The organism is Arthrobacter melezitosi, from assembly GCF_054511055.1.
On sequence record NZ_JBTNDJ010000001.1, the window covers coordinates 313,853 to 339,978 of the forward strand.

At 69.7% G+C, this 26,126-nt stretch carries 20 protein-coding genes; 16 read left to right on the forward strand and 4 right to left on the reverse strand.

Going from position 1 to position 26,126, the window contains the following annotated elements:
• The first annotated feature begins 22 nt into the window (after nucleotides 1-22).
• Both ACX80W_RS01560 and gabT read left to right on the forward strand, forming a co-directional pair.
• Nucleotides 23-1,462 (forward strand): aminobutyraldehyde dehydrogenase, encoded by a 1,440-nt coding sequence (locus ACX80W_RS01560; RefSeq protein WP_459279797.1) that lies wholly within the window; start codon nucleotides 23-25, stop codon nucleotides 1,460-1,462.
• Nucleotides 1,463-1,472: 10 nt separating this feature from the next.
• Entirely contained in the window at nucleotides 1,473-2,840 is a 1,368-nt protein-coding gene (gene gabT / locus ACX80W_RS01565) for a 4-aminobutyrate--2-oxoglutarate transaminase (protein WP_459279799.1), read from the forward strand.
• 206 nt (nucleotides 2,841-3,046) lie between these two features.
• Here gabT and ACX80W_RS01570 read toward each other — a convergent pair whose 3' ends face one another.
• Nucleotides 3,047-3,754 (reverse strand): TetR/AcrR family transcriptional regulator, encoded by a 708-nt coding sequence (locus tag ACX80W_RS01570; protein WP_459279801.1) that lies wholly within the window; start codon nucleotides 3,752-3,754, stop codon nucleotides 3,047-3,049.
• 129 nt (nucleotides 3,755-3,883) lie between these two features.
• On the opposite strand from ACX80W_RS01570, the gene ACX80W_RS01575 reads away from it, so the two are divergent.
• From ACX80W_RS01575 to ACX80W_RS01595, 5 genes are all read left to right on the forward strand, one after another.
• On the forward strand, nucleotides 3,884-5,314 hold the full coding sequence (locus ACX80W_RS01575) for a flavin monoamine oxidase family protein (protein ID WP_459279802.1): 1,431 nt from the start codon (nucleotides 3,884-3,886) through the stop codon (nucleotides 5,312-5,314).
• Nucleotides 5,311-6,855, forward strand: a complete 1,545-nt coding sequence (locus ACX80W_RS01580) for an APC family permease (RefSeq protein ID WP_459279803.1) — start codon at nucleotides 5,311-5,313, stop codon at nucleotides 6,853-6,855. The genes ACX80W_RS01575 and ACX80W_RS01580 overlap by 4 nt, the downstream gene beginning before the upstream one ends.
• Before the next feature lie 352 nt (nucleotides 6,856-7,207).
• Nucleotides 7,208-8,227 (forward strand): glycosyltransferase family 4 protein, encoded by a 1,020-nt coding sequence (locus ACX80W_RS01585; protein ID WP_459279805.1) that lies wholly within the window; start codon nucleotides 7,208-7,210, stop codon nucleotides 8,225-8,227.
• A gap of 99 nt (nucleotides 8,228-8,326) precedes the next feature.
• Nucleotides 8,327-10,456 carry an amylo-alpha-1,6-glucosidase gene (locus ACX80W_RS01590; RefSeq protein WP_459279807.1) on the forward strand — a complete coding sequence of 710 codons (2,130 nt, stop codon included), beginning with the start codon at nucleotides 8,327-8,329 and terminating at the stop codon, nucleotides 10,454-10,456.
• A gap of 113 nt (nucleotides 10,457-10,569) precedes the next feature.
• Entirely contained in the window at nucleotides 10,570-11,412 is an 843-nt protein-coding gene (locus ACX80W_RS01595) for a universal stress protein (protein ID WP_459279809.1), read from the forward strand.
• A 29-nt stretch (nucleotides 11,413-11,441) separates the two neighbouring features.
• Here the strand turns inward: ACX80W_RS01595 and rarD are convergent, their stop codons facing one another.
• Nucleotides 11,442-12,443, reverse strand: a complete 1,002-nt coding sequence (gene rarD, locus ACX80W_RS01600; protein WP_459279811.1) for an EamA family transporter RarD — start codon at nucleotides 12,441-12,443, stop codon at nucleotides 11,442-11,444.
• Nucleotides 12,444-12,613: 170 nt separating this feature from the next.
• On the opposite strand from rarD, the gene ACX80W_RS01605 reads away from it, so the two are divergent.
• From ACX80W_RS01605 to pntB, 6 genes are all read left to right on the forward strand, one after another.
• Nucleotides 12,614-14,035: an FAD-dependent oxidoreductase gene (locus tag ACX80W_RS01605; RefSeq protein ID WP_459279813.1), complete on the forward strand. Its 1,422-nt coding sequence runs from the start codon at nucleotides 12,614-12,616 to the stop codon at nucleotides 14,033-14,035.
• Between the two features lie 59 nt (nucleotides 14,036-14,094).
• Nucleotides 14,095-15,426, forward strand: coding sequence for a GAF domain-containing protein (locus ACX80W_RS01610; protein WP_459279815.1), 1,332 nt, complete (start codon nucleotides 14,095-14,097; stop codon nucleotides 15,424-15,426).
• Nucleotides 15,427-15,546: 120 nt separating this feature from the next.
• Nucleotides 15,547-17,070, forward strand: a complete 1,524-nt coding sequence (gene exaC / locus ACX80W_RS01615; RefSeq protein WP_459279817.1) for an acetaldehyde dehydrogenase ExaC — start codon at nucleotides 15,547-15,549, stop codon at nucleotides 17,068-17,070.
• Nucleotides 17,071-17,078: 8 nt separating this feature from the next.
• Nucleotides 17,079-17,465, forward strand: a complete 387-nt coding sequence (locus tag ACX80W_RS01620) for a DUF779 domain-containing protein (protein WP_459279819.1) — start codon at nucleotides 17,079-17,081, stop codon at nucleotides 17,463-17,465.
• A gap of 193 nt (nucleotides 17,466-17,658) precedes the next feature.
• The gene (locus ACX80W_RS01625) at nucleotides 17,659-19,218 is read left to right on the forward strand and encodes a Re/Si-specific NAD(P)(+) transhydrogenase subunit alpha (RefSeq protein ID WP_459279821.1); all 1,560 of its coding nucleotides are present in this window, start codon (nucleotides 17,659-17,661) and stop codon (nucleotides 19,216-19,218) included.
• Nucleotides 19,215-20,741: a Re/Si-specific NAD(P)(+) transhydrogenase subunit beta gene (gene pntB / locus ACX80W_RS01630; RefSeq protein ID WP_459279823.1), complete on the forward strand. Its 1,527-nt coding sequence runs from the start codon at nucleotides 19,215-19,217 to the stop codon at nucleotides 20,739-20,741. Before ACX80W_RS01625 ends, pntB begins: the two co-directional genes overlap by 4 nt.
• 18 nt (nucleotides 20,742-20,759) lie before the next feature.
• Here the strand turns inward: pntB and ACX80W_RS01635 are convergent, their stop codons facing one another.
• Nucleotides 20,760-21,401: a TetR/AcrR family transcriptional regulator gene (locus ACX80W_RS01635; RefSeq protein WP_459279825.1), complete on the reverse strand. Its 642-nt coding sequence runs from the start codon at nucleotides 21,399-21,401 to the stop codon at nucleotides 20,760-20,762.
• Between the two features lie 132 nt (nucleotides 21,402-21,533).
• Between ACX80W_RS01635 and ACX80W_RS01640 the strand changes: the two genes are divergently transcribed.
• Nucleotides 21,534-22,577, forward strand: a complete 1,044-nt coding sequence (locus ACX80W_RS01640; RefSeq protein ID WP_459279827.1) for an agmatine deiminase family protein — start codon at nucleotides 21,534-21,536, stop codon at nucleotides 22,575-22,577.
• Nucleotides 22,577-24,298 carry an amidase gene (locus ACX80W_RS01645; RefSeq protein ID WP_459279829.1) on the forward strand — a complete coding sequence of 574 codons (1,722 nt, stop codon included), beginning with the start codon at nucleotides 22,577-22,579 and terminating at the stop codon, nucleotides 24,296-24,298. Before ACX80W_RS01640 ends, ACX80W_RS01645 begins: the two co-directional genes overlap by 1 nt.
• A gap of 59 nt (nucleotides 24,299-24,357) precedes the next feature.
• Here ACX80W_RS01645 and ACX80W_RS01650 read toward each other — a convergent pair whose 3' ends face one another.
• A complete protein-coding gene (locus ACX80W_RS01650) occupies nucleotides 24,358-25,332 on the reverse strand; it encodes an aldo/keto reductase (protein ID WP_459279831.1) in 975 nt (324 codons plus the stop codon).
• A 125-nt stretch (nucleotides 25,333-25,457) separates the two neighbouring features.
• Between ACX80W_RS01650 and ACX80W_RS01655 the strand changes: the two genes are divergently transcribed.
• Entirely contained in the window at nucleotides 25,458-26,087 is a 630-nt protein-coding gene (locus tag ACX80W_RS01655; protein WP_459279833.1) for a TetR/AcrR family transcriptional regulator, read from the forward strand.
• The last annotated feature ends 39 nt before the right edge of the window (nucleotides 26,088-26,126 follow it).

Here is a 26,126-nt window from a genome sequence, read left to right on the forward strand (position 1 = left end):
GCCCAACCCCGCAATGAAAGGGATGAACGCTGTGGTCCAGACCCTGCAGAATTACATCAACGGCCAGTTTGTCGACGCCGCCGGCACCGAGCTGCTCGACATCGTCAACCCCACGAACGGCGAACTTGTCGCCAAGGCCCCGGTCTCGGTCGCCGCGGACGTCGACGCCGCCATGACCGCCGCCGAGCAGGCCTTCACCTCGTGGAAGCACGTTCCGCCGAGCCAGCGCCAGCTTCTGCTGTTGCGCCTCGCCGACGCCCTGGAGGCGCACAGCGAGGAACTCGTGGAGGCCCAGCACCGCAACACCGGGCAGGTGCGCGAGATGATCGCCGCCGAGGAGGTCTCCGCCGGAGCCGACCAGCTGCGCTTCTTCGCCGGAGCCGCCCGCCTGCTCGAAGGCAAGTCCGCGGGGGAGTACCTGGAGGGGCACACCTCCTACATCCGCCGCGAACCGATCGGCGTCGTCGCCCAGGTCGCCCCCTGGAACTACCCGCTGCTCATGGCCGTGTGGAAGATCGGGCCCGCCCTGGCCGCCGGCAACACCGTCGTCCTCAAGCCCAGCGACACCACCCCCGAGTCCACCCTCGTCCTTGCCCGGCTGACCCAGGACATCCTGCCCGCGGGTGTGCTCAACGTGATCCTCGGCAACGCGGACACCGGCTCAATGATGGTCGAGCACCGGACCCCGGGCCTGGTCTCGATCACCGGCTCGGTCCGGGCCGGCATCGCCGTCGCCTCCGGCGCGGCCAAGGGCCTCAAGCGCGCGCACCTCGAACTGGGCGGCAAGGCGCCGGCCATCGTCTTCGCCGACGCGGACCTGAAGAAGACCGCCGCGGCCGTCGCCGAATTCGCCTTCTTCAACGCCGGCCAGGACTGCACCGCCATCACCCGCGTCCTCGTCCAGGAGGCGGCGCACGATGAACTCGTGAGCGCCATGGTCGAACACACCAAGACCCTCAGGACGGGCAGCCAGGACGACACCGAGAACTACTTCGGACCGCTGAACAACATCAACCACTTCAACGCCGTCAATGCCGTCATGGACGCCCTGCCGGCGCACTGCTCCATCGCCACCGGCGGCAAGCGGGCCGGCGACAAGGGCTACTTCTTCGAGCCGACGATCATCACCGGCGCGAAGCAGGAGGACGACATCGTCCAGAAGGAGACCTTCGGCCCGATCATCACCGTGCAGAAGTTCCTGACCGAGGCCGAGGCCATCGAGATGGCCAACGACGTCGAGTACGCCCTCGCCTCAAGCGTCTGGACCACCGACCACGGAACGGCGATGCGGGTCTCCCGCGACCTCGACTTCGGCGCCGTGTGGATCAACACCCACATCATGCTCACCGCCGAGATGCCCCACGGCGGCTTCAAGAGCTCCGGATACGGCAAGGACCTCTCAATGTACGGCGTTGAGGACTACACCCGCATCAAGCACGTGATGAGCGCGCTGGATGCCTAGGAGGGACACCATGACAACACTTCCAGCAGTCCAGCCCACCTTCCGCCTCGAGCAGAAGCGGCACCTGACCGGCCCGTTCCCCGGCCCGCAGTCGGCAGCCCTCGATGCCCGCCGCGGCGCCGTCGTCGCCAAGGGTGTCGCCTCCGGCGTGCCGGTGTACGCCGCCGACGCCGACGGCGGCATCGTGCGCGACGTCGACGGGAACTCGTTCATCGACCTCGGCTCGGGCATCGCCGTCACCAGTGTCGGGGCCTCGGATCCCGCCGTCGTGCGGGCCGTGCAGGAGCAGGTGGGGCACTTCACCCACACCTGCTTCATGGTCACCCCGTACGAGGGCTACATCGCCGTCGCCGAGCAGCTCGCCGAACTGACCCCCGGTGACTTCGAGAAGCGCACCGTGCTGTTCAACTCCGGCGCCGAGGCCGTGGAGAACGCCGTCAAGGTGGCGCGCCTGGCCACCGGGCGGAATGCCGTGGTCGCCTTCGACCACGCCTACCACGGACGCACCAACCTCACGATGGCCCTGACGGCGAAGTCGATGCCGTACAAGACCAACTTCGGTCCGTTCGCCCCCGAGGTGTACCGGATGCCGATGAGCTACCCGTACCGGGAGGAGAACCCCTCGATCACCGGTGCCGAGGCGGCCCAGCGCGCCATCACCATGATCGAGAAGCAGCTCGGCGGAGAGTCGGTCGCGGCGATCATCATCGAACCCATCCAGGGCGAGGGCGGCTTCATCGTGCCCGCCGAGGGCTTCCTGCCGGCGCTTGCCGCCTGGGCCAAGGACAACGGCGTCGTCTTCATCGCCGACGAGGTCCAGTCCGGTTTCTGCCGCACCGGTGAGTGGTTCGCCGTGAACCACGAGGGTGTCGTGCCCGACATCATCACCATGGCCAAGGGCATTGCCGGCGGCATGCCCCTGTCGGCCATCACCGGCCGGGCCGACCTGCTCGACGCCGTGCACCCCGGCGGCCTCGGCGGCACCTACGGCGGCAACCCCGTCGCCTGCGCTGCGGCCCTCGCGGCGATCGGCACCATGAAGGAACAGGACCTGGCCGGGCGTGCCCGCGCCATCGAGGGCCTCGTGGTGCCGCGCTTTACGGCACTGCAGGAGGAACTCGGCGGCTCCGGAATCATCGGCGAGGTCCGCGGCCGCGGCGCGATGCTGGCCATCGAGTTCGTGAAGCCCGGAACCACCACCCCGAACCCCGAGGCCACCAAGGCGATCGCGGCGGCCTGCCTCAAGGAGGGAGTCATCATCCTCACCTGCGGCACCTACGGCAACGTGATCCGGCTGCTGCCCCCGCTGGTCATCGGCGACGAGCTGCTGCTCGACGGCCTCGACGTCCTCGAGGCGGCCATCCGCTCCGCCGCGTAAGGCACCGCCGGCGCCGGCCACGAGAAAATCCGCGGGCCGGCGCCTCCGCGATTCTGCAGATCACCACGTTCTTCCTCCGGGATGGCGTGGTGATCTGCATTTTCGGCGGGGGTGCTGAAATAACGCCCCGTCGAGTCTGCAATTAACCACGCTATGGGCCCGGGATAGCGTTGTGAGCTGCAGTCTCGGCGTGCCGACGCGCGGGCTTATTCCTTGAGCTGCAGTCTCAGGCCGGTGATGAGCGCCTCGAGGCCTGTACTGAACGCAATATCGGCCGCATTGCTCCCGCCCTGCGCGGAATCGTCCGCGCCGCCGGCCGAAGACCCGCCGCCCGTGGCCCGCGCCGCGCTGCGGACGGCCGAGGTGAACACCGGGAACTCCGGCCCCAGGGCGCCCGAGTCGAAGATGTTGCTGGGCGCGGAAACATCGAGCGCCGAACCGTAGATGAAGGACTCGAGCGCGACGATCGCCGGCACCACGCGCTCCTCGGGCCAGCCCGCCGCGAGGAAGCCGCGGGCGACCTCCTCGTACATCCGCAGCGTCTCCGCCGCATCGGTGACGGGCATGACGGCGATGACCGGGACCAGGGGCGCATGCCGCGCGAACACCTCACGGTAGGACCACGCCCAGCGGCGGACCGCCTCATCCCACGGCTCGGTGGCGAAGGCGCTGAAGTCCACCATGGTCATCACATGGTCCTGCACCCAGCGGAGCACTTCCTGCTTGGAACTTGCATGGTTGTACACGGCCGAGGGGGCCACCCGGAGGCGCCGTGCCAGGGCCGACATGGTCAGCCCCTCGTAGCCTTCAGCGGCGATCTGGGCGACCGCGGCGGAGGTGATCCGTTCCCGGGAGAGCACTCCCCGAGGGGGCCGTCCGGCACGCCGCGGCGTCCCCTGTGCAGCTGCGGTCATCAAGCGGCTCCCGTCCGTCGTTCGAATTTATCCTACGGCCCTTCCCAAAGGCGGGTCGGTTCGCTAGAGTCCTCACAGTAAATGAATACCATTCATTTTGTGGCGGGGATCACCGCCCGTGAGGAGACCATGAAAACGATTGAACGCGACGTCGTCGTGATCGGCGCAGGGCCTTCGGGCCTGACCGCCGCACGCGAGCTGCGCAGGGCCGGCCACACCGTGGCGGTCCTCGAGGCGAGGGACCGGGTCGGAGGACGCACGCACACCGACGTCATCGACGGGGCCACCCTCGAAATCGGCGGACAGTGGGTCTCCCCGGACCAGACCGCCCTGAAGGCCCTGCTCGAGGAGCTCGGCCTCGACACCTACTCCCGCTACCGCGAGGGCGAGTCGGTCTACATCGGCGCCGACGGCACCGCCAGGCGCTATACGGGCGAATGGTTCCCGGTGGCCGAGCACACCCGGGCCGAAATGGAACGCCTGACGGCACTGCTCGATCAGCTGGTGGAGGAGGCCGGACCCGAGGCGCCCTGGGAGCACCCGCTCGCCCGCGAGCTGGACACCGAGTCCTTCGCCGCCTGGCTCCGCCGGCATTCCGACGACGAGGAGGCCTGCAACAACATCGGCCTGTTCATCGCCGGCGGCATGCTCACCAAGCCCGCCCACTCCTTCTCGGCGCTGCAGGCCGTGCTGATGGCCGCCACCGCCGGATCCTTCTCCAACCTCGTGGACGAAAACTTCATCCTCGACAAGCGGGTGGTCGGCGGCATGCAGGAGGTCTCCAAGCGCATGGCGGCCGAACTCGGCGGCGACGTGTTCCTCAACGCCCCGGTGCGCACCCTGCGCTGGAGCGGCGGAACCGACGGCGGCGACGACACCAGCGTCACCGCCGTCTCCGAGACGGTCACCGTCCACGCCCGGCGCTGCATCGTGGCCGTCCCGCCGAACCTGTACTCCCGGATCTCCTACGACCCGCCGCTGCCCCGGCTGCAGCACCAGATGCACCAGCACCAGTCGCTGGGCCTGGTCATCAAGGTCCACGCCGTCTACCCCACGCCGTTCTGGCGCGCCGCCGGGCTCTCCGGCACCGGGTTCGGCGCCGGCTCGATCGTGCAGGAGGTGTACGACAACACCAACCACGGAGACGCCCGGGGCACCCTCGTCGGATTCGTCTCCGACGAGAAGGCCGACGCGATGTTCGAACTGCCGCCCGAGGAGCGGCGGCGGCGGATCCTCGAATCCATTGCCGCCTTCCTCGGCCCCGAGGCCCTGAACCCCGAGGTCTACTACGAATCCGACTGGGCCTCCGAGGAATGGACGCGGGGCGCCTACGCCTCAAGCTACGACCTCGGCGGGCTGAGCCGGTACGGCCGCCACCAGCACACCCCCGTGGGGCCGATCCACTGGTCCTGCTCGGACATCGCCGCCGAGGGCTACCAGCACGTCGACGGGGCCGTCCGCATGGGCCGGCGCACCGCGCAGACCATCAGCAGCATCCTTGCTCCACCGCCCGGCACCGCTTCCGGTCCGGGTTCCCTCTTCACGAAGGTGACCCAATGAGCACAGAGGTACGCACCACCGGCCGCGGGACAGGCCTCAGCAGGAAGGGCCTCAGCGCGGGCGCCGTCGGTCTGCTGGGCGCCGTCGTCATCGGCGTCTCAAGCATCGCCCCGGCCTACACCCTGACCGCGGCACTCGGCCCCACCGTAGCCGAGGTGGGAGTGAACCTTCCGGCCATCTTCCTCGTCGGCTTCGTCCCCATGCTCCTGGTGGCCCTCGGTTACCGCGAGCTGAACAAGGCAATGCCCGACTCGGGCACCTCCTTCACCTGGGCCACCCGCGCCTTCGGCCCGTGGATCGGCTGGATGGCGGGGTGGGGCGCGATCGCCGCGACGATCATTGTGCTGTCGAACCTGGCCGCCGTCGCCGTCGACTTCTTCTACCTGATGCTCGCCCAGCTCACCGGCAACGAGGCCCTGGCCGACCTGACCCTGAACCTTCCGGTCAACATCGCCACCACCCTGGTCTTCATCGCGGCGGCCTGCTGGGTCTCCTACCGGGGCATGGAAACGATCAAGACCGTCCAGTACGTGCTGGTCACCTTCCAGGTCATCGTCCTGGCCTGGTTCGCCATCGCCGCGTTCGCCCACGTGGCCAACGGCTCGGCCTTCGACGCCACCCCCATCAGCGCCGAATGGTTCAACCCGTTCGCCGTCGGGTCCTTCTCCGCCTTCGCCGCCGGGGTCTCGCTGTCGATCTTCATCTACTGGGGCTGGGACGTCTGCCTCACGATGAACGAGGAGAGCTCCAATCCAAAGAAGACTCCGGGACGCGCCGCCGGGGCCACCATCGTCGTCATCATGGCCATCTACCTGATCGTCGCTCTGGCCACGCTGTCCTTCGCCGGTGTCGGCGACGGCGAACTCGGCGCGGGCAACCCCGACAACCAGGGCAGCATCTTCGCCGCGCTCGCCGGGCCGGTGATGGGCCCGTTCGCCATCCTGATGTCGATGGCCGTCCTGAGCAGCTCGGCGTCCTCGCTGCAGTCGACCTTCGTCTCGCCCGCCCGGACCCTGCTCGCCATGGGCCACTACGACGCCCTGCCGGCCAAGTACGGCACGGTCAGCCCCCGGTACAAGTCCCCGCGCTACGCCACCGTCGCCGCCGCCGTCGCCGCCGCCGGGTTCTACGTGGTGACCCGCGTCCTCTCGGAGAACGCCCTGTGGGACACCATCACGGCCCTCGGCATGATGATCTGCTTCTACTACGGCATCACCGCCCTGGCCTGCGTCTGGTACTTCCGCACCGAGGCATTCCGCGGAGCGGGCAACTTCTTCAGCAAGTTCCTCGCGCCGCTGCTGGGCGGGGTCATCCTTCTGGTGATGTTCGTCAAGACCGCAATGGACTCGATGGATCCGGCCTACGGCTCGGGCTCGGAGGTCGGCGGGATCGGCATGGTGTTCATCCTCGGAATCGGCGTGCTGCTCCTCGGCGCCGTGCTGATGGGCATCCAGTACCGGCGCAACCCCGGGTTCTTCAAGGGTGCCGGGCTGCGCAAGGGCACCTCCGAGGACGCGTTCGACGACGCCCTGACCGACTGAGCACCGACTGAGCACCGACCGGACCGCCGGCGGCACCCCCAGGGGTTCCGCCGGCGGTCCTGTTGTTGGAGACCTTGCATGGTGCCGGTGCCCGTGCCGCATGGCACCCGGAGCCCGGTATGCCCCCGGGCTCGACGGCGTCCATCAGGGGGCTTACCATCGACGTACGAAGCATCCCGGACGCCTGCCTGCCGTCCCGAGGATCTGCCGACGGCTCGGCCGCAGATCCGCCCGGCAAGTCCCCGCCGCAGGGTCACCCCGGAGCCCCGCGGCAGGGGAATCCGCCGTGTGGCAACCCGCCTTCCAGCGGATCACAACCTTCCGGTGGACGGGCCAGCGCAAGGGAGTCGGAATGCGGATTGGGCTGATCGCAGGACCGTGGCTTCCGGTTCCGCCCGGAGGATACGGCGGGGTGGAGCTGATGGTCGACACCCTCGCCCGGGGCCTCGCCGGAGCCGGCCACCAGGTGCTGCTGGCCGCGCCGGCGGACAGCAAATGTCCGGTCCCCCTGCTGCCGGGCGCCGATGTGTCGGATCCGTCGACCCTGGGAATCACCGGGTCCGAACTTCCCTATGTCGCCCGTGCCTACGCCGGGCTCGCCGATGTCGACCTCATCCACGACCACACCCCGACCGGCCCCGCCTACCGGCACCGGCCCCCCGGGGTGGCGGTGGTGGCAACGATCCACAACCGGCTGACTCCGGCGGCCCGGGAGATCTACCGGGCCGCATCACAGGACACCGCCATCGTCGCGATTTCCCGCAGCCAGGTCAGCGGGTCGCCGGATATCCGGGTGGCCGCCGTCATCCACCACGGCATCGATGTGGCCGCGGTGCCGGTCGGCCGGGGCAGGGGCGGCTATGTGTGTTTCCTCGGGCGGATGTGCGCCGAGAAGGGCGTGGTCGAGGCGATTCGGACCGCCCGGGCCGCAGGTGTTCCCCTGAAGATTGCGGCGAAGATGCGCGAGGCCGTCGAACTTCAGTACTTCCGCGAGGCCGTCGAGCCGATCCTGGGGCCGAATGAGGAATTCCTCGGCGAGATCGGCGACGGCGACAAATACGCCCTCCTGGGGGAGGCGATCGCACTGCTCAATCCGATCCAGTGGCCGGAACCCTTCGGGCTGGTGACGATCGAGGCACTGGCCACCGGCACGCCGGTTGTCTCCACGCCGCTGGGGGCCGTACCCGAAATCGTGGAGCCCGGGGTCACGGGATACCTTGCCGGAACTCCCGACGCACTCGCACCGCTCGTTGCCCGGGCGGCCGGACTCAACCGCCGGGTCATCAGGGCCCGCGCCGAGGAGCGTTTCAGCGCCGAAAGGATGGTTTCTGAGCACCTGGCCCTGTACCGGCAGACCGCGGCGGCGGGGTGAGCCGTAGTATCTTGCCGCGCAATTTGCGTTGCGGGACCATGGAGCACGGGTGACGGCCCAACAACTTGTCGGTAGCGGTGCGTCGATAGGGAGCGGTCCATGAGCATATGGAATGCGGATGTTGCTGCGGGTTCACCGGGCCTTGGCGCGGTCACCATTGTCGAAGGGTCCTCATTCTGCATATCGGCCCAGAGCGGGGACATCTTCCCCGGCCTGCCCCAGGGCGCCTTCTACCAGGACACCCGCATCCTCTCGCGTTGGCAGCTGACCGTGGACGGCTCGCCACTCGAACCGCTGACCGCGGGCACCCGGGAACCCTACCGGGCGGTCTTCGTCGGCAGGCCGGGCGGTTCCGATGGCGCAGGCGACACCCCCATTGTGGTGGAACACGAGCGCGAGGTCGGCCCCGGGCTGCGCGACGACCTCCGGGTCCGCAACTTCTCGCAGCGGCAGGTCAGCTGCCGGATCCAGATCCTTGCCGACGCCGACCTCAGCGACCTGTTCGAGGTGAAGGGTGGGAGGTTGTCCACCTCAACGGAATGCACGCGGCAGGTCCGCGGGGACGAGCTGCGGATTGAGACGGTGGGGAACCAGGCGCGGCGGGGAGTGGCGATCAACGCTCCGGGAGCCGTGGTCACGGAGAGCGGGCTCCTGTTCCTTGCGGAACTTGAACCGCGGGGATCCTGGTCGGCCCGGATCATCAGTACGCCCCTCGTCGAGGGGGTGGGCCCGGTCGAGCCGTTCTCCCCGACCGCAGATTCCATGCACCATGTCGCGGCGCGCCGGTATGCCGACTGGGAGCGGGAGGTTCCCCGCCTCGCCGTCAGCGACCGGAACGTCGAGCACGTCCTCACCCGCAGCCAGGAGGACCTGGGCGCGTTGAGGATCTTCGACCCCGACGAGCCCGGACGCGCCGCGGTGGCAGCAGGCGCCCCGTGGTTCATGGCGCTGTTCGGGAGGGATTCGCTGATCTCCTCCTACATGGCCCTGACCGTGGATCCCACCCTGGCCACCGGCACCCTCCAAACGCTCGCATCGATGCAGGGAGAAAAGGTTGACCGGGAAACCGAGGAGGAACCCGGAAGGATCCTGCATGAGGTCCGGTTGGGAACCGGCGGCGGACTGGCCCTCGGGGAAAACCAGGCGTACTACGGCACTGCCGATGCCACCCCGCTGTTCGTGGCCCTCCTCGGCGAACTGGGCCGATGGGGCCTGGCCAGCGACCTCCTCGCCGATCTGCTGCCGCATGCCGACCGCGCGCTGGAATGGGTGGAGCGCTACGGCGACCGCGACGGCGACGGCTTCGTGGAATACGGGCGGCGGAACAAGCACGGACTGGTGAACCAGGGCTGGAAGGACTCCTGGGACGGCATCAACTTCGCCGATGGCCGCCTGGCCGAGGCCCCGCTGGCGCTCTGCGAGGTGCAGGCCTATGTCTACAACGCCTACCTGGGGCGGGCGCTCCTGGCCCGGCAGCTCGGAGACGATACGGGCGCCGCGAAGTGGGCGCACAAGGCGGCGTACCTCAAGGCCGAGTTCAATGAGCGCTTCTGGCTGCCGGATCGGGGCTACTTCGCGGTGGCCCTGGACAAGGACAAGAAACCGGTGGACGCCTGCGCCTCCAACATGGGCCACTGCCTGTGGCTTGGCATCGTGGACGAGGACAAGGCGCCCCCGGTGGTCGAGCGGCTCATGTCCGAGGAGATGTTCACGGGGTGGGGGATCCGCACCCTCGCAGCGGACATGGGGGCCTACAACCCGGTCAGCTACCACAACGGCTCCGTCTGGCCGCACGACACCACCCTGGTCGCCGCCGGCATCATGAGGTACGGATTCGTCGACGAAGCGGTGAGGGTCGCCCGGGGCATGTTCGACGCCGCAGAGTACTTCGACGGCCGGCTGCCCGAGCTTTTCTGCGGCTTCGCCCGCGACGAGTTCGCCGATCCGGTTCCCTACCCCACGTCGTGTTCACCCCAGGCCTGGGCGTCGGCTGCCCCGGTCCACCTCATGCGCACGCTCCTGCGCTTCGACCCGCTCCTGCCGCAGGGGGAGGTGTGCCTTGCGCCGGTGCTGCCGGAGGACTTCGGGACCTTCAGCGCCGGGAACGTCCGGCTCGGATCCTCCCGCGTCACCGTACGAGGTGCCGCCGGCACCGGGACAATCGACGGACTCCCCGCAGGCCTGAAGCACCGCCCCGCGCCCCGCGGCCCGCTCGAGGACCTCGTCTAGGACGGCTCACACCGCGGTCGGGGCCGCGCCGGGCAGGGGATAGAGTGAAAGCCATCCTGCACCGGCGCGGCCATTCCGCAGCGCCGGGCCACCCGCCGAACGAAGGAATCCCAGTGCGCTACGTTGTCGGATACACGGAAAACGACCGCGGGCAGGACGCCCTGGCGCTGGCGACCTCGCTCGCCTCGACCCAGGGCGCGCAGGTGGACCTTGTCACGGTGCTCAGCAGGCCGCGGACCGGTGGTGCCGCACCCGGCGCTGAGCGCGCCGAGGCCTCCCTCGCCGAGGCCGCCGCCGGCACCCCCGCCCACCTCACGGTACGCACCCACGTCAGGACCGCCGACTCGTTCGCCGAAGGCCTGCTTGAGGCCGCCCGCGAGTTCGAAGCGGAGCTGATCGTGATCGGCGCCTCAAGCAACGGACTGCTGCGCCGGTTCACCGTGGGCAGCGTGGCCAATGCCGTCCTGCACTCCTCGCCGGTGCCGGTGGCGCTCGCCCCGCGGGGCTACCGCCACCGCGACACCATCACCCGCATGTCCTGTGCGGTGGGCACCCGGACCGGCGCTGGCGCGGTAATCGACGTCGCCGTTGAATCCGCCGCCCGGCACGGGGTGCCGCTGCGCCTGATCTCGCTGGTGGCCCTTGACGTGAGCGACCCGAGCGGATCGGGGGAGGCCGTCAACCAGGCCCACCAGCACGCCAACACGGTGCTCGTCAACGCCGTGGAGCAGCTTCCGCAGGGCCACGAGGCCTCGATCGCCGTCGCCCACGGGCGGACCATCGAGCAGGCCATCGACGACCTCGAATGGGACGCCGGGGAACTCGTGATCGTCGGCTCCAGCCGCCTCGCCCAGCACAGCCAGCTGTTCCTGGGCTCAACGGCCAACAAGATGCTGCGTGCCCTGCCGGTGCCCATGGTCGTGGTGCCGCGCGACTGGAACCTCGCCGCCGCCTGAGCCGGTCCCGGGAGCCGGGTCCTGAGGCGCTAGGAGGAGACCCGCGCGGTCCGCTCCGCCTGCCCGGCGGCACCGGGAAGGGCCCCGCCGGTGGCGCTGCGCGGCCGGGCCGTGCGCCGCACGGTCCACAGCATGTCGACGGTCAGCAGCACCAGGCCCGACCAGACAAGTCCGAAGCCGACCCAGCGCTCGGGCGGCATCTCCTCCCCGAAGACGAAAAGGGCCAGCAGGAACTGCAGGATCGGCGCGAGGTACTGGAGCAGGCCGATGGTGGTCAGGGGCAGCCGGCGCGCGGCCGCTCCGAAGAAGATCAGCGGAACCGCGGTGATGACGCCGGAGGCCGCCATGATCCAGAAGTGCGCCGGACCCTCCGTGGTGAGCGTCGCGGCGCCGGTCGCAGCCAGCCAGATCATCACGGCCGCGGCGACCGGGGTGAGCAGGGCCGTCTCGATGCTCAGGCTGGAGACGGCATCGACGCGCGAGCCGACACGCTTCTTTACGAACCCGTACAGGCCGAAGGAGAACGCGAGGATCAGGGCGATCCACGGCACCGAGCCGTACCCGACGGCGAGGACGATGACGGCGACGAAGCCCAGGCCGATGGCTACCCACTGGAGGCGCCGCAGCTTCTCCCGGAGCACGACCACGCCGAGCAGGACCGAGACGATCGGGTTGATGAAGTAGCCAAGGGCCGCCTCGATCGCGTGGCCCGTGGTGACCCCGTAGGTGTAGGTCAGCCAGTTCAGGGCGATGAGGGCGCCCGCCACGGCCAGGATCCCGACGATGCGCGGGGCGCGCACCGCGGCGATCACCGTCCGCCAGGCCCGTGTCACCGTCAGCAGCAGCACGCAGAAGATCAGCGACCACAGGACGCGGTTCGCCACGATCTCCACGGCACCGGCCGGATGGAGGATGAGGAAATAGAGCGGGAGTAGGCCCCAGAGGCCGTACGCACCGATTCCGTAGAAGATTCCGAGCGAGTTCTCGCTCCGGGCAGGCCGCGGGGATTTCACCACTGTTGCGTCGCTCACACCGACAGGCAACCGTCCGGCGGTCCGAATTATTCCGGACCGGGCCCCACGTGATCCCTGCCACTCTTTTAGCCCCCCGCGCCGCGCTCATTTAGAATAGGGAAATGTGCGCAAATTATGCGCGTTGACGGGTTACCTGGAGTGTTTCCACGACGGAAGAAGGCAAATCAGTGTCTACCTCAGCTGCGGGCCGTCCGCTGCGGGTCGCGATCATCGGAGCCGGTCCCGCCGGCGTGTATGCCGCGGACATCCTGACGAAATCCCACCAGGTCCAGGGAGGGGATTTCGAGGTCAGCATCGATCTCTTCGACCAGTATCCCGCCCCCTACGGGCTCATCCGGTACGGCGTGGCGCCCGACCACCCGCGCATCAAGGGCATCGTCAACGCCCTGCACAAGGTACTTGACCGCGGAGACATCCGGTTCCTCGGCAATGTCAATTACGGCCGCGACCTCACCCTCTCCGACTTCCGCCGCTTCTACGACGCCGTCATCTTCGCCACCGGCGCCGTCAAGGACGCCGACCTCGACATCCCCGGCATCGATCTGGAGGGCTCCTTCGGCGGGGCGGACTTCGTCTCCTGGTACGACGGCCACCCCGACGTCAGCCGCGACTGGCCCCTTGACGCCAGGGAGATCGCCGTCATCGGCAATGGCAACGTGGCCCTCGACGTCGCCCGCGTGCTCTCCAAGCACGCCGACGACCTCCTGACGACCGAAATCCCGGACAACGTCTACCAGGGCCTGAAGCGTTCGCCGGTCACCGACGTCCACGTCTTCGGCCGCCGCGGACCGGCGCAGGTCAAGTTCACCCCGCTCGAACTGCGGGAACTGTCCCACTCGCGCGACGTCGACATCGTCCTCTACCCGGAGGACTTCGACTTCGACGAAGCCTCCGAAAAGCAGATCGCGACGAACAACCAGACCAAGACCATGGTCAAGACCCTTACGAACTGGCTCGTCGAGGACGAGCCCACCGGAGCTTCCCGCCGGCTGCACCTGCACTTCCTGCACACCCCGGTGGAGATCTACGACTCTCCCGAGACGCCGGGCCGGGTGGCCGGCATCCGGTTCGAGCGCACCGAACTGACCGGCGAGGGAACCGTCCGCGGCACCGGGACCTTCCTCGACTACCCGGTGCAGGCCGTCTACCGGGCCGTGGGCTACTTCGGCTCGGAACTGCCCGAGGTCGGCTTCGACTCCCAGCGCGGAGTGATCCCCAACGAGGGCGGCCGCGTCATCGACCAGGAAGGCAACCCGGTGCCGGGCATCTACGCCACCGGCTGGATCAAGCGCGGCCCCGTCGGGCTCATCGGCCACACCAAGGGCGACGCACTGGAGACCATCGGGTTCCTCCTCGAGGACCGGCTCAACCTGCCGCCGGCCGAGGACCCCTCCGAGGACGCCATCATCGGCCTGCTCGACTCCCGCGGCGTGCAGTACACGACGTGGGAGGGCTGGCTGCGCCTCGACGCCCACGAGATGAAGCTTGGCGCCAACTTCGTCAACACCACGGGCAACGGCGAGCTCGTCCGGGAACGGGTGAAGCTCGTGCCGCGCGAGGACATGATCGCCATATCGCGCGGGGAGTGACCTCGGTTACACTGTGAGTCCCGCCCCACGTGCGGCGGGATTCATGATGTGGAGTGCCGATGTCGCCGTTCCGACCGACCTCCTCGGGGGACCTTACATCCCGAGTGGCGCAGCAGCGCGCCGTCAACGCGCACAGCACCCTTGGCCGGGGCGAACCGGCCGAGGGCAGCCTCCGGCGCGTGGTCCAGGAGTCCTGGCTGCGCTCGATGAGGCACCTGACCGGGCCCGAGCGGGCCGGCGCCCGGCTCTCCTACACCCCCGATGAGCTGGTGGCTTACCGGGAGAGCCATCCACTGGCCGCCGTGATGCCGGTGATCGACCGGCTGCTCATCCAGCCCAGCCGGGACAGCGGGCTGGTGGTTGCGGTCGGCGACGAGCACGGCAGGCTCCTGTGGGTCCACGGCGACCGCACTGCGCTGCGCCGGGCCGAGGACATGATGTTCATGGAGGGCGCCGACTGGTCGGAGTCCACCGTGGGCACCAGCGCCCCGGGGACCGCGCTGGCGCTCGACAGCAGCGTCCAGATCGCCGGTGCGGAACACTTCAGCCCGCAGGCCCACCCGTGGAGCTGCACCGCCGTGCCGCTGCACGACCCCGATTCCGGCACCGTCCTCGGCGTCGTCGACATCACCGGGACCTCCGACGCCGTCGCCGGGCACACGCTCTCCCTCGTGCAGGCGAGCGTCGCCGCCGCCGAGGCGCAGCTGACCATCCAGCGCCTGCGCAGCAGGCTGCCTGCGGCACGCCGCCCCGCGGGCCCCTCCGGCGCCGGGCCGGCGCTCTACCGCAGCAACCTGCAGATCCTCGGGACCGACTACGGGATGGTGCACTCCGGCGGCCGGGCCACCGAACTGACCCTCCGGCACGCCGAACTCCTCACCCTGCTGGCGATGCACCCCGAGGGCCTCAGCGCGGAGCAGCTCGCCGTGATGGCGTACCCCGAGCACGCCTCGGTGACCACGGTGCGCGCCGAGATGCTGCGCCTGCGCAAGGCGCTCAGCCCACACGGGGGTGACCTGATGCCGACGTCGCGGCCCTACCGCCTGCCGCAGGAGCTGGTTGTCGACGCGGTGCAGGTGCTCAACCACCTGCACCGCGGCTCACACCGCCTGGCCCTGGAGATCTACCGGGGGCAGGTCCTCCCGCGCTCCCAGGCCCCGGCCATCACCCGCCTGCGCGGGGAGGTCAGTTTCCTGCTGCGGGACGCCGTGCTCAACGACGGCGGGGCCGCGGCCCTGCTGCAGTACCTCCAGCTTCCGGAGGCCGAGTTCGACGCCGACGCGTGGATGACGGCCCTGAAGGTCCTCCCGGGCCGCTCGCCCCGCAGGTCCGCGGTGGTGGCCCACATCGAGCGCCTCGAGAGGGAACTGGGCAGCGACTGGCACCGCTGACCCGGCGGGTGAGCGCCCGGCCACCGGCCGGTTGCAACGTCGGTGCAACGTGCCGCGCCCTAGGCTCGGGGCGTGGACGACGGCGTCCACCGGAGTTTCCAAAGCCCAAGGAGTTACACAATGACTGTTTACGCCCAGCCTGGCCAGGACGGATCCAAGGTCAGTTTCAAGCCCCGGTACGAAAACTGGATCGGCGGTGAATGGGCTGCCCCCATCAAGGGCCAGTACTTCGAAAACGTGTCCCCGGTCAACGGCAAGGTGTTCTGCGAGGTCGCCCGCAGCACGGCCGAGGACATCGATCTCGCCCTCGACGCCGCCCACAAGGCGGCCCCGGCCTGGGGGAAGACCCCGGTCGCGGACCGGGCGCTGGTCCTGAACCGGATCGCCGACCGGATCGAGGAGAACCTCGAAATGCTCGCCGTGGCCGAGACCTGGGACAACGGCAAGCCCGTCCGGGAGACCCTCGCCGCCGACATGCCGCTGGCGGCCGACCACTTCCGCTACTTCGCCAGCGCGGTGCGCGCCCAGGAAGGCGGCATCTCCCAGCTCGACGACGACACCACGGCCTACCACTTCCACGAGCCCCTCGGCGTCGTGGGCCAGATCATCCCCTGGAACTTCCCGATCCTCATGGCCGTCTGGAAGCTCGCCCCCGCGCTTGCCGCCGGCAACGCCGTCGTAATCAAGCCGGCCGAGCAGACCCCGGCGTCGATCCTCGTGCTGATGGAACTGATCAGCGATCTCCTGCCCCCGGGCGTGGTGAACGTCGTCAACGGGTTCGGCGTCGAGGCAGGCAAGCCCCTTGCCTCCTCCAAGCGCATCCGGAAGATCGCCTTCACGGGTGAGACCACCACGGGCCGGCTCATCAGCCAGTACGCCAGCCAGAACCTCATCCCCGTGACCCTCGAACTCGGTGGGAAGAGCCCCAACATCTTCTTCTCGGATGTCGCCGAGAAGAACGACGCCTTCTACGACAAGGCGCTCGAAGGGTTCGCGCTGTTCGCCTTCAACCAGGGCGAGGTCTGCACCTGCCCCTCGCGGGCGCTGGTCCAGGGCTCGATGTACGACTCGTTCATGGCCGACGCCGTGGCCCGGGTGGAGAAGATGGTGCAGGGCAATCCGCTCGACACCGACACCCAGGTCGGCGCGCAGGCCTCCAACGACCAGCTGGAGAAGATCCTCTCCTACTTCGACATCGGCGCCCGGGAAGGCGCGAAGGTCCTCATCGGCGGTGAGCGCCTGATGCTCGACGGCGACCTCGCCGAGGGCTTCTACGTGAAGCCCACCATCTTCGAGGGGACCAACTCGATGCGCGTGTTCCAGGAGGAGATCTTCGGCCCGGTGGTGTCGGTGACCCGGTTCGGCGACTACGCCGAGGCGATGGAGATCGCCAACGACACCCTCTACGGTCTCGGGGCCGGGGTGTGGTCGCGCAACGGCAACGTCGCCTACCGTGCGGGCCGGGAGATCCAGGCGGGCCGGGTGTGGGTCAACAACTACCACGCGTACCCGGCGGGGGCGGCGTTCGGCGGGTACAAGTCCTCCGGCATCGGCCGCGAGAACCACGCCATGATGCTCGACCACTACCAGCAGACCAAGAACCTCCTGGTCAGCTACTCGGAAAACAAGCTCGGCTTCTTCTAGGGAGCGCGGTGACTGTCGAAGCCTCGGTGGTGATCCCGGGGGAGGACTTCTCCCGGGTCGCCCTGACCCCTGAGGCCACCGAGCTGCTGCGCAGGCTCTGGGACCAGCATGGGCCGCTGATGTTCCACCAGTCCGGCGGCTGCTGCGACGGGTCGTCGCCCATGTGCTATCCGGAGGGAGAATTCCTGACGGCGGAGGCCGACATCCTGCTCGGCGTCCTCGACATCTCGGAGGACGGCGGCAAGCCCATCGGCTTCTGGATGTCCCGCGAGCAGTTCGAGTACTGGAAGCACACCCACCTCACGGTGGACGTGGTGCCCGGGCGGGGGAGCGGCTTCTCCGTCGAGGCACCCGAGGGCAAGCGGTTCCTCATCCGGTCGAGGCTGATGCCCTAGGCCGCGGCCTGCGGGCGCAGTGCGGTGGAAGGGAGCTCCGGCCTGGCCGGGGCTCCCTTTCGCTTGCCGGCGGACTTCCATCGCCCGCCCAGCGGGGACTACCCTGCGAATCCCCCCTGTGAATCCGCCGTGGAATCCGCCACTGGGCCGGTCCTTGGCTTTACACTTCCCTCAACACTGCACGAGGAGAAACGTGACACGTATTGGCATCGTCGCCGAAGTGGACCCGGAAACACGGGTGGCAGCAACGCCTGCCACGGTGAGGCAGCTGTTGGACCTGGGCTACGACGTCGTGGTCGAGAAGGGTGCGGGGGAGTCCGCCGCGTTCCCGGATGACGCGTACGCCGAAGCCGGGGCCCTCATTGGAGGCGCCAATGAGGCGTGGGGCAGCGAGGTGGTGCTGAAGGTGAACCCGCCCACACCCGATGAGGTCGAGCGGCTGGCCGCGGGCGCAACCCTGATCGGGATGCTGAGCCCGGGCCTGCGGCCGGACCTGGTGGAGATTCTGGCCGGGCGCCCGATCACCGCGCTTGCGTTGGACGCGGTGCCGCGGATCTCGCGGGCGCAGTCGATGGACGTCCTGAGTTCGATGGCCAACATCGCCGGCTACCGGGCGGTGATCGAGGCCGCCCACGAGTTCGGCCGGTTCTTCACCGGGCAGGTGACCGCGGCCGGGAAGGTGCCGCCGGCGAAGGTGCTGGTCGCGGGGGCCGGCGTGGCGGGACTGTCGGCGATCGGGGCCGCCAGCAGCCTCGGCGCCATCGTACGCGCAACGGACCCACGGCCCGAGGTGGCCGACCAGGTGAAGTCCATCGGCGGAACCTACCTCCGGGTCGAGGCCGGGGAGGAGATGACCTCCGCCGACGGCTATGCCATGGCCACCAGTGAGGCCTACAACGCCCGCGCGGCGCAGCTCTACACCGAGCAGGCGCGCGACGTCGACATCATCATCACCACGGCGCTCATTCCGGGACGTCCCGCGCCCAGGCTGCTCACGGCGGCGGATGTGGCCGGCATGAAGCCGGGCAGCGTGATTGTCGACATGGCGGCCGGGCAGGGCGGAAACGTCGAGGGATCGGTCGCCGGGGAACGGGTGGTCACCGACAACGGGGTGGTGATCCTCGGCTATACGGACCTTCCGGCCCGCCTGCCGGCGCAGGCCTCCCAGCTGTACGGGACGAACATCCTGAACCTGCTGAAGCTCCTGACCAAGGACAGGGACGGGCAGCTGGCAATCGACTTCGACGACGTGGTGCAGCGGTCGGTCACGGTGGTGCGGGAGGGGGAGAAGACCTGGCCGCCGCCACCGGTCCAGGTTTCCGCGGCGGTGCCCACCCAGGCCACCCGGGCGGAGGCCCCCGCCTCCGGGGCAGCTCAGAAAAGGACGGGCCTGGGCGCGGGACGCAGGGCCGGGCTCCTTGCCGGAGGCATCGCGGCGCTGTTCCTGGTCAATGCCGTCGCGCCGGCGCCGCTGCCCCAACACTTCACCGTGCTGATGCTCTCGGTCGTGGTGGGCTTCTACGTTATTGGCAAGGTCCACCATGCCCTGCACACACCGCTGATGTCCGTCACCAACGCCATCTCGGGGATCATCGTCCTCGGGGCGTTGCTGCAGGTCACCTCGGAGGACCTCCTCGTGCAGGTCCTCGCCGCCGCCGCGGTCCTGCTGGCGAGCATCAACATCGTCGGCGGCTTCGCCGTCACCCGGCGCATGCTCGGAATGTTCGCCCGCGGGGACAGGACCCGTCCATGAGCGCCGGCACCGAAGCAGCAGCAACCCTATCGAGGAGCCTGACAGTGTCCGATGCCGTCTCCGGCCCGTTGAGCGCGGGCTCGGTTGCGGGCGCCGCCTACATCGCCGCGGCCCTGCTGTTCATCCTCAGCCTTGCCGGGCTGAGCCGCCACGAGAGTGCCAGGGCCGGGGTCGTCTACGGCATCGCCGGGATGGCCCTTGCGCTGGCGGCCACCATCTGGCTCACCCTGCAGGGCGCCCCGGGAACGGGCCGGGGCCCGACCGGCCTGGTCCTGCTCGCCGCCGCGGTCCTGATCGGCGGCGGCATCGGGCTCTGGCGGGCCCGCGTCGTGGAAATGACCGGCATGCCCGAACTCATCGCCCTGCTGCACAGCTTCGTCGGCCTTGCCGCGGTCCTGGTCGGCTGGAACGGGCACCTTTCGGCCCCGGCCCTGCCCGGGGACCTGATGGCGGTGCACCACGCCGAGGTGTTCATCGGCGTCTTCATCGGGGCGGTGACCTTCACCGGATCGATCGTCGCGTTCCTCAAACTCTCGGCCCGGATGAAGTCCGCACCGCTGATGCTGCCCGGGAAGAACGCGATCAACCTCGGCGCCCTCGCCGCGTTCGCCTTCCTGACCATCTGGTACGTCAACGACTCCCGCCTTGAGCTGTTGATCGCCGTCACCGTCCTTGCCTTCGGACTGGGCTGGCACCTCGTGGCCTCCATCGGTGGAGGCGACATGCCCGTCGTGGTCTCCATGCTCAACAGCTACTCCGGCTGGGCCGCGGCGGCCGCTGGGTTCCTGCTCAACAACGACCTGCTCATCATCACCGGCGCCCTGGTGGGATCCTCCGGCGCCTACCTTTCGTACATCATGTGCAGGGCCATGAACCGGTCCTTCCTCTCGGTGATCGCCGGTGGGTTCGGCATCGCCGCGCCCGCGGCAGGGGACGCCGACCAGGGTGAGTACTCCGAGATCACGGCCCAGCAGGCCGCCGACCTGCTCGGCAACGCCTCCAGCGTGGTCATCACCCCCGGCTACGGCATGGCGGTGGCCCAGGCCCAGTACCCCGTCGCCGAACTCGCCCACCAACTGCGCGCCCGCGGGGTGGAGGTGCGGTTCGGCATCCACCCGGTCGCCGGACGCCTGCCCGGACACATGAACGTGCTCCTCGCCGAGGCCAAGGTGCCCTACGACATCGTGCTGGAGATGGACGAGATCAATGACGACTTCGCCGGGACCTCGGTGGTCCTGGTGATCGGGGCCAACGACACCGTCAACCCGGCAGCGGCCGAGGACCCAAGCAGCCCCATCGCCGGCATGCCCGTGCTGAGGGTCTGGGAGGCGGAGAACGTCATCGTGTTCAAACGGTCGATGGCGGCAGGCTACGCCGGCGTCCAGAACCCGCTGTTCTTCCGGGACAACTCCTCGATGCTCTTCGGCGACGCCAAGGAACGGGTCGAAGACATCCTCCGCCTGCTGCCCGGCAGCGCCCTGCCGCCCGCCCTGGCGGACGCCGCTCCGCCCGGCACGCGCTGAGGCGGGTGCGGCGGCCCATCAGGGCTGCGGTGCGCCGCCCGGGGCGAGGGAGCCGCGGGCCGCGCCGACCATGCCTTCGACGGCGCGGGCAAGATGTACGCCGCGGTCGTTGACGCCGTTCCAGCGCACCAGCGCCTGGGCGTTCAGCCCGTCGATCATGCCAAGGATCTGCCAGGCAACGGACGCCGCGTCCGGGGTGTCGAACTGTCCCCCCGTGATTCCCTCCTCGATGACCTGCTGCAGCACCGCCTGCCAGGCGTCCATCTGCTCCCGTACGCCCGCCGCAAGCGCCTCGTTGCGGCGGCCCAGGAACCAGGCCTCCACCCAGACCGCCGTCACGTCCAGGCGCGCCCCGTCCAGGAGGGTATCCAGGAGCAGGGCGAGCCGCTGCGGCGGGCCGGGAAGCCGGGCCAGCAGGGCCGCGACCTCCGCCGTCTCGGCCGCGGCGATCGTGGAGAAGGTGCCCGCCACCAGCGCGTCGACGTTGGGCTGGTAGTGCGCAACGAGGCCGGAGGCGACCCCCACCCGGGCCGCAACGCTGCGGAGCGTGATCGCGGCAAGGCCCCGCTCCAGGGCGAGTTTCCGGGCGGCTTCGGTGATTTCGGCCGCGCGCTCGGAGGGTGCTTTCCGGGCCGCGCGCCTCGGTGGAGTGCTTGACATCACGCTTCAGTCTAAAGTAGTTTTCGAAACTATTGATCATGTGATCAATAAGGGTTTGCGGCCGCGGCCGCGGGACCACCGACAACCCGTCCGGCGCCGTGCCGGGTGGGGCACTGGACGAGGGAGTCACCCATGGCGTGGAGAATGCCAGCCGAGACAGCACCCCATGAGCGCACCTGGATGGCGTTCCCCCGGGCCGGTCGCACACTGGGGGACGATGCCGCCTCGGCGGCCGAAGCCTATGCGGCGTGGACCGCCGTCGCCCACGCCGTCGCGCAGTTCGAGCCGGTCACCATGGCGGTGGATCCCAGCGAGCGCGGCCGCGCCCGGAACCTGCTCGGCAGCGGCATCGAACTCCTCGAGGCGCCCCTCGACGAATTCTGGATGCGCGACGTCGGGCCGACCTTCGTGCTCGACGACGAACGCCCCGGCGTCCTTGGCGCGGTGGACTGGACCTTCAACGGCTGGGGCGCCCCGGCCTGGTCGGAGTGGGAGAAGAGCGCCGGGATGGCCCGCTTCGTCGCGGCCCACAGCGGCGCCGAACTGGTCAGCTCGATGCTGGTCAACGAGGGCGGGGCGATCCACGTCGACGGCGAGGGAACGGTCCTGGTCACCGAGACGGTGCAGCTGGATCCGGGACGCAACCCCTACGCGGACAAGGCCCGCGTCGAGGCGGAGATGGCGCGCACGATCGGCGCCACGAAGACCATCTGGGTGCCCCGCGGCCTCACCCGGGATTACGAGGACCTGGGCACCCGCGGCCATATCGACATGGTCGCCACCCTGCCCTCGCCCGGCCGGATCCTGCTGCACACCCAGACGAACCCCGACCACCCCGATTTCGAGGTCACCCGCACCCTTTCGGTCTTCCTCGAGACCCAGACGGACGCCGCGGGCAAGCCCTTCGAGGTGATCGGGCTGCCCGCACCGGCCACCCTGCGCGATGGGGAGGGGTTCGTGGACTGGAGCTACGTCAACCACCTCGTGGTCAACGGCGGCGTGATCGCCTGCGGCTACGGGGAGGAACGCGCCGACGCCCTGGCCGCGGAAATCCTCGCCGAGGCCTACCCGGGCCGCCGCGTGGTGACCGTCGATGCCCGGCCGATCCTCGCCCGGGGCGGCGGCGTCCACTGCATCACCCAGCAGCAGCCCGCCGTCGACGGAGAGAACGCCTGATGGCCCGGTTCGACGTCGTCGAGGCCTCCATCGCGCAGCTGCGGGCCGCCCTGGAGTCCGGGGAGACGACCAGCGAGGAGCTCACCCGGGCCTACCTCGAACGGATCGAGGCCTACGACCGCGGCGGCCCCGCCCTGAATGCGGTGGTCGTGCTGAACCCGGAGGCCGTGGCCGACGCCCGCGCCTCCGACGAACGGCGGGCCCGCGGCGCCGTGCTCGGGCCGCTTGACGGCATCCCGTACACCGCCAAGGACAGCTACCTGGCCCGGGGGCTCACCGCCGCCGCCGGCTCCCCGGCCTTCGAGCACCTCACCGCCCAGCGCGACGCCTTCACCATCGAACGCCTCCGCGGCGCCGGCGCGGTCCTGATCGGGCTGACCAATATGCCGCCGATGGCCAACGGCGGCATGCAGCGCGGGCTCTACGGGCGCGCCGAAAGTCCCTACAACGCCGACTACCTCACCGCCGCGTTCGCCTCGGGATCCTCGAACGGCTCCGGCACGGCGACGGCGGCGAGCTTTGCGGCCTTCGGCCTGGGCGAGGAGACCTGGTCCAGCGGACGGGCACCGGCGTCGAACAACGCCCTGTGCGCCTACACGCCCTCCCGCGGGGTGATCTCCGTGCGGGGCAACTGGCCCCTGGTGCCCACCATGGACGTCGTCGTTCCCCACACCCGCTCCATGGCCGACCTGCTCGAGCTGCTCGACGTGATCGTCGCCGACGACGCAGAGACCCGCGGTGACTTCTGGCGCGCCCAGCCGTGGGTGGAGATCCCGCCCGTGTCTGCGCTGCGCCCGCCGTCCTACCCCGCGCTGGCCCCCGCGGGCCCCGACGGCGCCCGGGCGGCGCTTGAGGGAAGGCGCTTCGGGGTGCCCCGCATGTACATCAACGCCGATCCGCAGGCCGGGACGGGGGAAAGCCCGGGCATCGGCGGACCGACTGGGCAGCGCATCGAGACGCGCGCCTCCGCCATCGCCCTCTGGGAGGCCGCCCGCCGCGACCTCGAGGCGGCCGGCGCCGAGGTGGTCCCCGTCGACTTCCCCGTGGTCTCCAACTACGAGGGCGACCGCCCCGGCGCCCCCACGATCGCCACGCGGGGCCTGGTCGGCCCCGACTACCTTGAGCGCGAAATCACCGACCTCTCGTCGTGGGCGTGGGACGACTTCCTCAAGGCCAACGGCGATCCGGCCCTGAACAGCCTCGCGGCGGTGGACGGCGCGGCCATTTTCCCTCCTCCGCCGGGGGCGCTGCCGGACCGCTACCACGGCTTCGACGACGACATCGCCACCTACCCCGACCGTGTCCGCGACCACCCCCTGGAGTCCTTCCTTTCGATCCCGCACCTGGGCGAGGGGCTGCGTGGGCTTGAGGAAACCCGCCGCGTGGACCTCGAGGACTGGATGGACCGCCTCGGCCTGGACGCCGTGGTCTTCCCCGCCGCCGCCGACGTCGGGCGGGCAGATATGGACGTCAATCCGGCCTCGGCCGACCTCGGGTGGCGCAACGGGGTCTGGGTGGCCAACGGCAACCTGGTGCCGCGGCACCTGGGCATCCCCACGGTCACCGTGCCGATGGGGACGATGGTCGACACCGGCATGCCCGTCGGCCTCACCTTCGCGGGCCGGGCCTACGACGACGCCGCCCTGCTGGGGATCGCCGCCGCGTTTGAGGCGACCGGGGAGCGCCGCATCCCGCCCCCGAGGACCCCGCCGCTGGACTGAGTCCGACGGCGGACCCGGCCGCCCACGTCGGGGCGCTTACCTCCGGCCGGGGCTCCGGCTCAGCGGTTCACCGTGGACATGTCCGCATACCGGTCGCCGACCGGCGCGGCGACGGCGCTGAGCGCCGCGAGGTGATCGCCCGAGAGCTCGAGGGCCTCGGCGGCGATGTTCTCCTCGAGGTGCTCGATCCTGCGGGTGCCGGGAATGGGGGCGATGTTCCCGCCCTGGGCGAGCAGCCAGGCGAGGGCCACCTGCCCGGGGGTCGCGCCGACCTGCTTCGCGACGGCGTCGACCTGTTCGACAATCCGGATGTTCGCCTCGAGGTTGTCCCCGGCGAAACGCGGGTTGTAGCGCCGGACGTCCGCCTCGTCGAGCTGGTCGAGGCTGCGGATGGTCCCGGTCAGGAATCCGCGGCCCAGGGGCGAGTACGGCACGAACCCGATCCCGAGTTCGCGCACCAGCGGGAGGATCTCCTGCTCCGGGTCGCGGCTCCACAGCGAGTATTCGGTCTGCAGCGCCGTCACGGGGTGCACGGCGTGGGCGCGGCGGAGGGTGGCCGGGGCCGCCTCCGAAAGGCCGATATGCCGGATCTTTCCCTGCTCGACCAGGTCGGCCAGGGCACCCATCGTCTCCTCGACGGGGACGGCGGGGTCCATCCGGTGCTGGTAGTACAGGTCGATGTGGTCGGTGCGGAGGCGCCGGAGGGAGCCTTCGACCGCCAGTCGCACATTGGCCGGGCTGCCGTCCAGGCCCCGCTCGCCCGAGCCGGTGTGGCGGAGAACGCCGAACTTGGTGGCGATCACCACCCGGTCCCGCCGGTCGGCGAAGGCCCGGCCCAGCAGTTCCTCGTTCGTGTAGGGACCGTAGATCTCGGCGGTGTCGAAGAAGGTGATGCCCAGGTCGAGCGCGCGGTGGAGTGTGCGCACGGCGGCGTGGTCGTCGGTGCCGCTGCCGGTGTAGAAGGCCGACATCCCCATGCAGCCAAGGCCCAGCCGCGAGACCTCCAAGTCCTGTCCAAGGGTGAGGTGTTTCATCCCAACGCCTTTCGGTGAGGTTCTCGACCAAGCCTAGACCGGGACGGGCGCCCGGTCTCCAGCCGATTTCCGGACGCCCCGAATATTTCTTGCACGGTGTGCAATTTTTGGCGTAGCCTCGGAGCGTGGAGATTGAGGACGGCGCGGCCGGGCCCCGTGGGCGCCGGGAGCAGAACAAGCTCGACACCCACAAGGCGATCGCCGAGGCCGCGCTCACCCTGGCCCGCAGCCAGGGGGCCGGATCCTTCACCGTGGACCAGATCGCCGCCCGGGCCGGCGTCTCGCGGCGCACCTTCTTCAACTACTTCCACAGCGCCGAGGAAGCCCTGAACGTCAGCACCGAATCCTTCCTTGAACTGGCCATCTCAAGCTTTGCCCGGCGCCCGGCGGAGGAGCCGCTGCTCGACGCCGTCATCGCCGCCCTCGCGGCAACGGCCAAGGTGCAGGACCTCGCCGTGCACGGCGAGCTCTTCCGCATGGCCGCCGGCAGTCCTGAGCTGCTGCGGGCACAGCTGCACGCCTGGGAGCGGGCGGAAGCCCGGATCGTCGAGGCGGTCAGCGACCGGCTGGGAGACGGCGCGTCGCCCCTCTACATCGGCGCCCTCGTCGGGTCGGTGCTCTCCTGCGCGAAGGCGGCGATGCAGGACTGGGCGGCCCACGGCCCGGAACCGGGCGAGGATGCCGGCGCCGCCCTCGAGGAGCGCATGGTGCATGCCCTCTCAATGCTCCGGGACGGCTTCGCCCACCCCGCCTGACCCGCACCCCCTTCAGTCTCTGCCCCTTCGTCACCCCTA

What these genes read in the sequence shown, in the direction of transcription:
- ACX80W_RS01560 (WP_459279797.1), top strand. Translation starts at nt 23, where the DNA reads ATGAACGCTGTGGTCCAGACCCTGCAGAATTACATCAACGGCCAGTTT.
- gabT (WP_459279799.1), top strand. Translation starts at nt 1,473, where the DNA reads ATGACAACACTTCCAGCAGTCCAGCCCACCTTCCGCCTCGAGCAGAAG.
- ACX80W_RS01570 (WP_459279801.1), bottom strand. Translation starts at nt 3,754, where the DNA reads ATGACCGCAGCTGCACAGGGGACGCCGCGGCGTGCCGGACGGCCCCCT.
- ACX80W_RS01575 (WP_459279802.1), top strand. Translation starts at nt 3,884, where the DNA reads ATGAAAACGATTGAACGCGACGTCGTCGTGATCGGCGCAGGGCCTTCG.
- ACX80W_RS01580 (WP_459279803.1), top strand. Translation starts at nt 5,311, where the DNA reads ATGAGCACAGAGGTACGCACCACCGGCCGCGGGACAGGCCTCAGCAGG.
- ACX80W_RS01585 (WP_459279805.1), top strand. Translation starts at nt 7,208, where the DNA reads ATGCGGATTGGGCTGATCGCAGGACCGTGGCTTCCGGTTCCGCCCGGA.
- ACX80W_RS01590 (WP_459279807.1), top strand. Translation starts at nt 8,327, where the DNA reads ATGAGCATATGGAATGCGGATGTTGCTGCGGGTTCACCGGGCCTTGGC.
- ACX80W_RS01610 (WP_459279815.1), top strand. Translation starts at nt 14,095, where the DNA reads ATGTCGCCGTTCCGACCGACCTCCTCGGGGGACCTTACATCCCGAGTG.
- exaC (WP_459279817.1), top strand. Translation starts at nt 15,547, where the DNA reads ATGACTGTTTACGCCCAGCCTGGCCAGGACGGATCCAAGGTCAGTTTC.
- pntB (WP_459279823.1), top strand. Translation starts at nt 19,215, where the DNA reads ATGAGCGCCGGCACCGAAGCAGCAGCAACCCTATCGAGGAGCCTGACA.
- ACX80W_RS01635 (WP_459279825.1), bottom strand. Translation starts at nt 21,401, where the DNA reads ATGTCAAGCACTCCACCGAGGCGCGCGGCCCGGAAAGCACCCTCCGAG.
- ACX80W_RS01640 (WP_459279827.1), top strand. Translation starts at nt 21,534, where the DNA reads ATGGCGTGGAGAATGCCAGCCGAGACAGCACCCCATGAGCGCACCTGG.
- ACX80W_RS01645 (WP_459279829.1), top strand. Translation starts at nt 22,577, where the DNA reads ATGGCCCGGTTCGACGTCGTCGAGGCCTCCATCGCGCAGCTGCGGGCC.
- ACX80W_RS01650 (WP_459279831.1), bottom strand. Translation starts at nt 25,332, where the DNA reads ATGAAACACCTCACCCTTGGACAGGACTTGGAGGTCTCGCGGCTGGGC.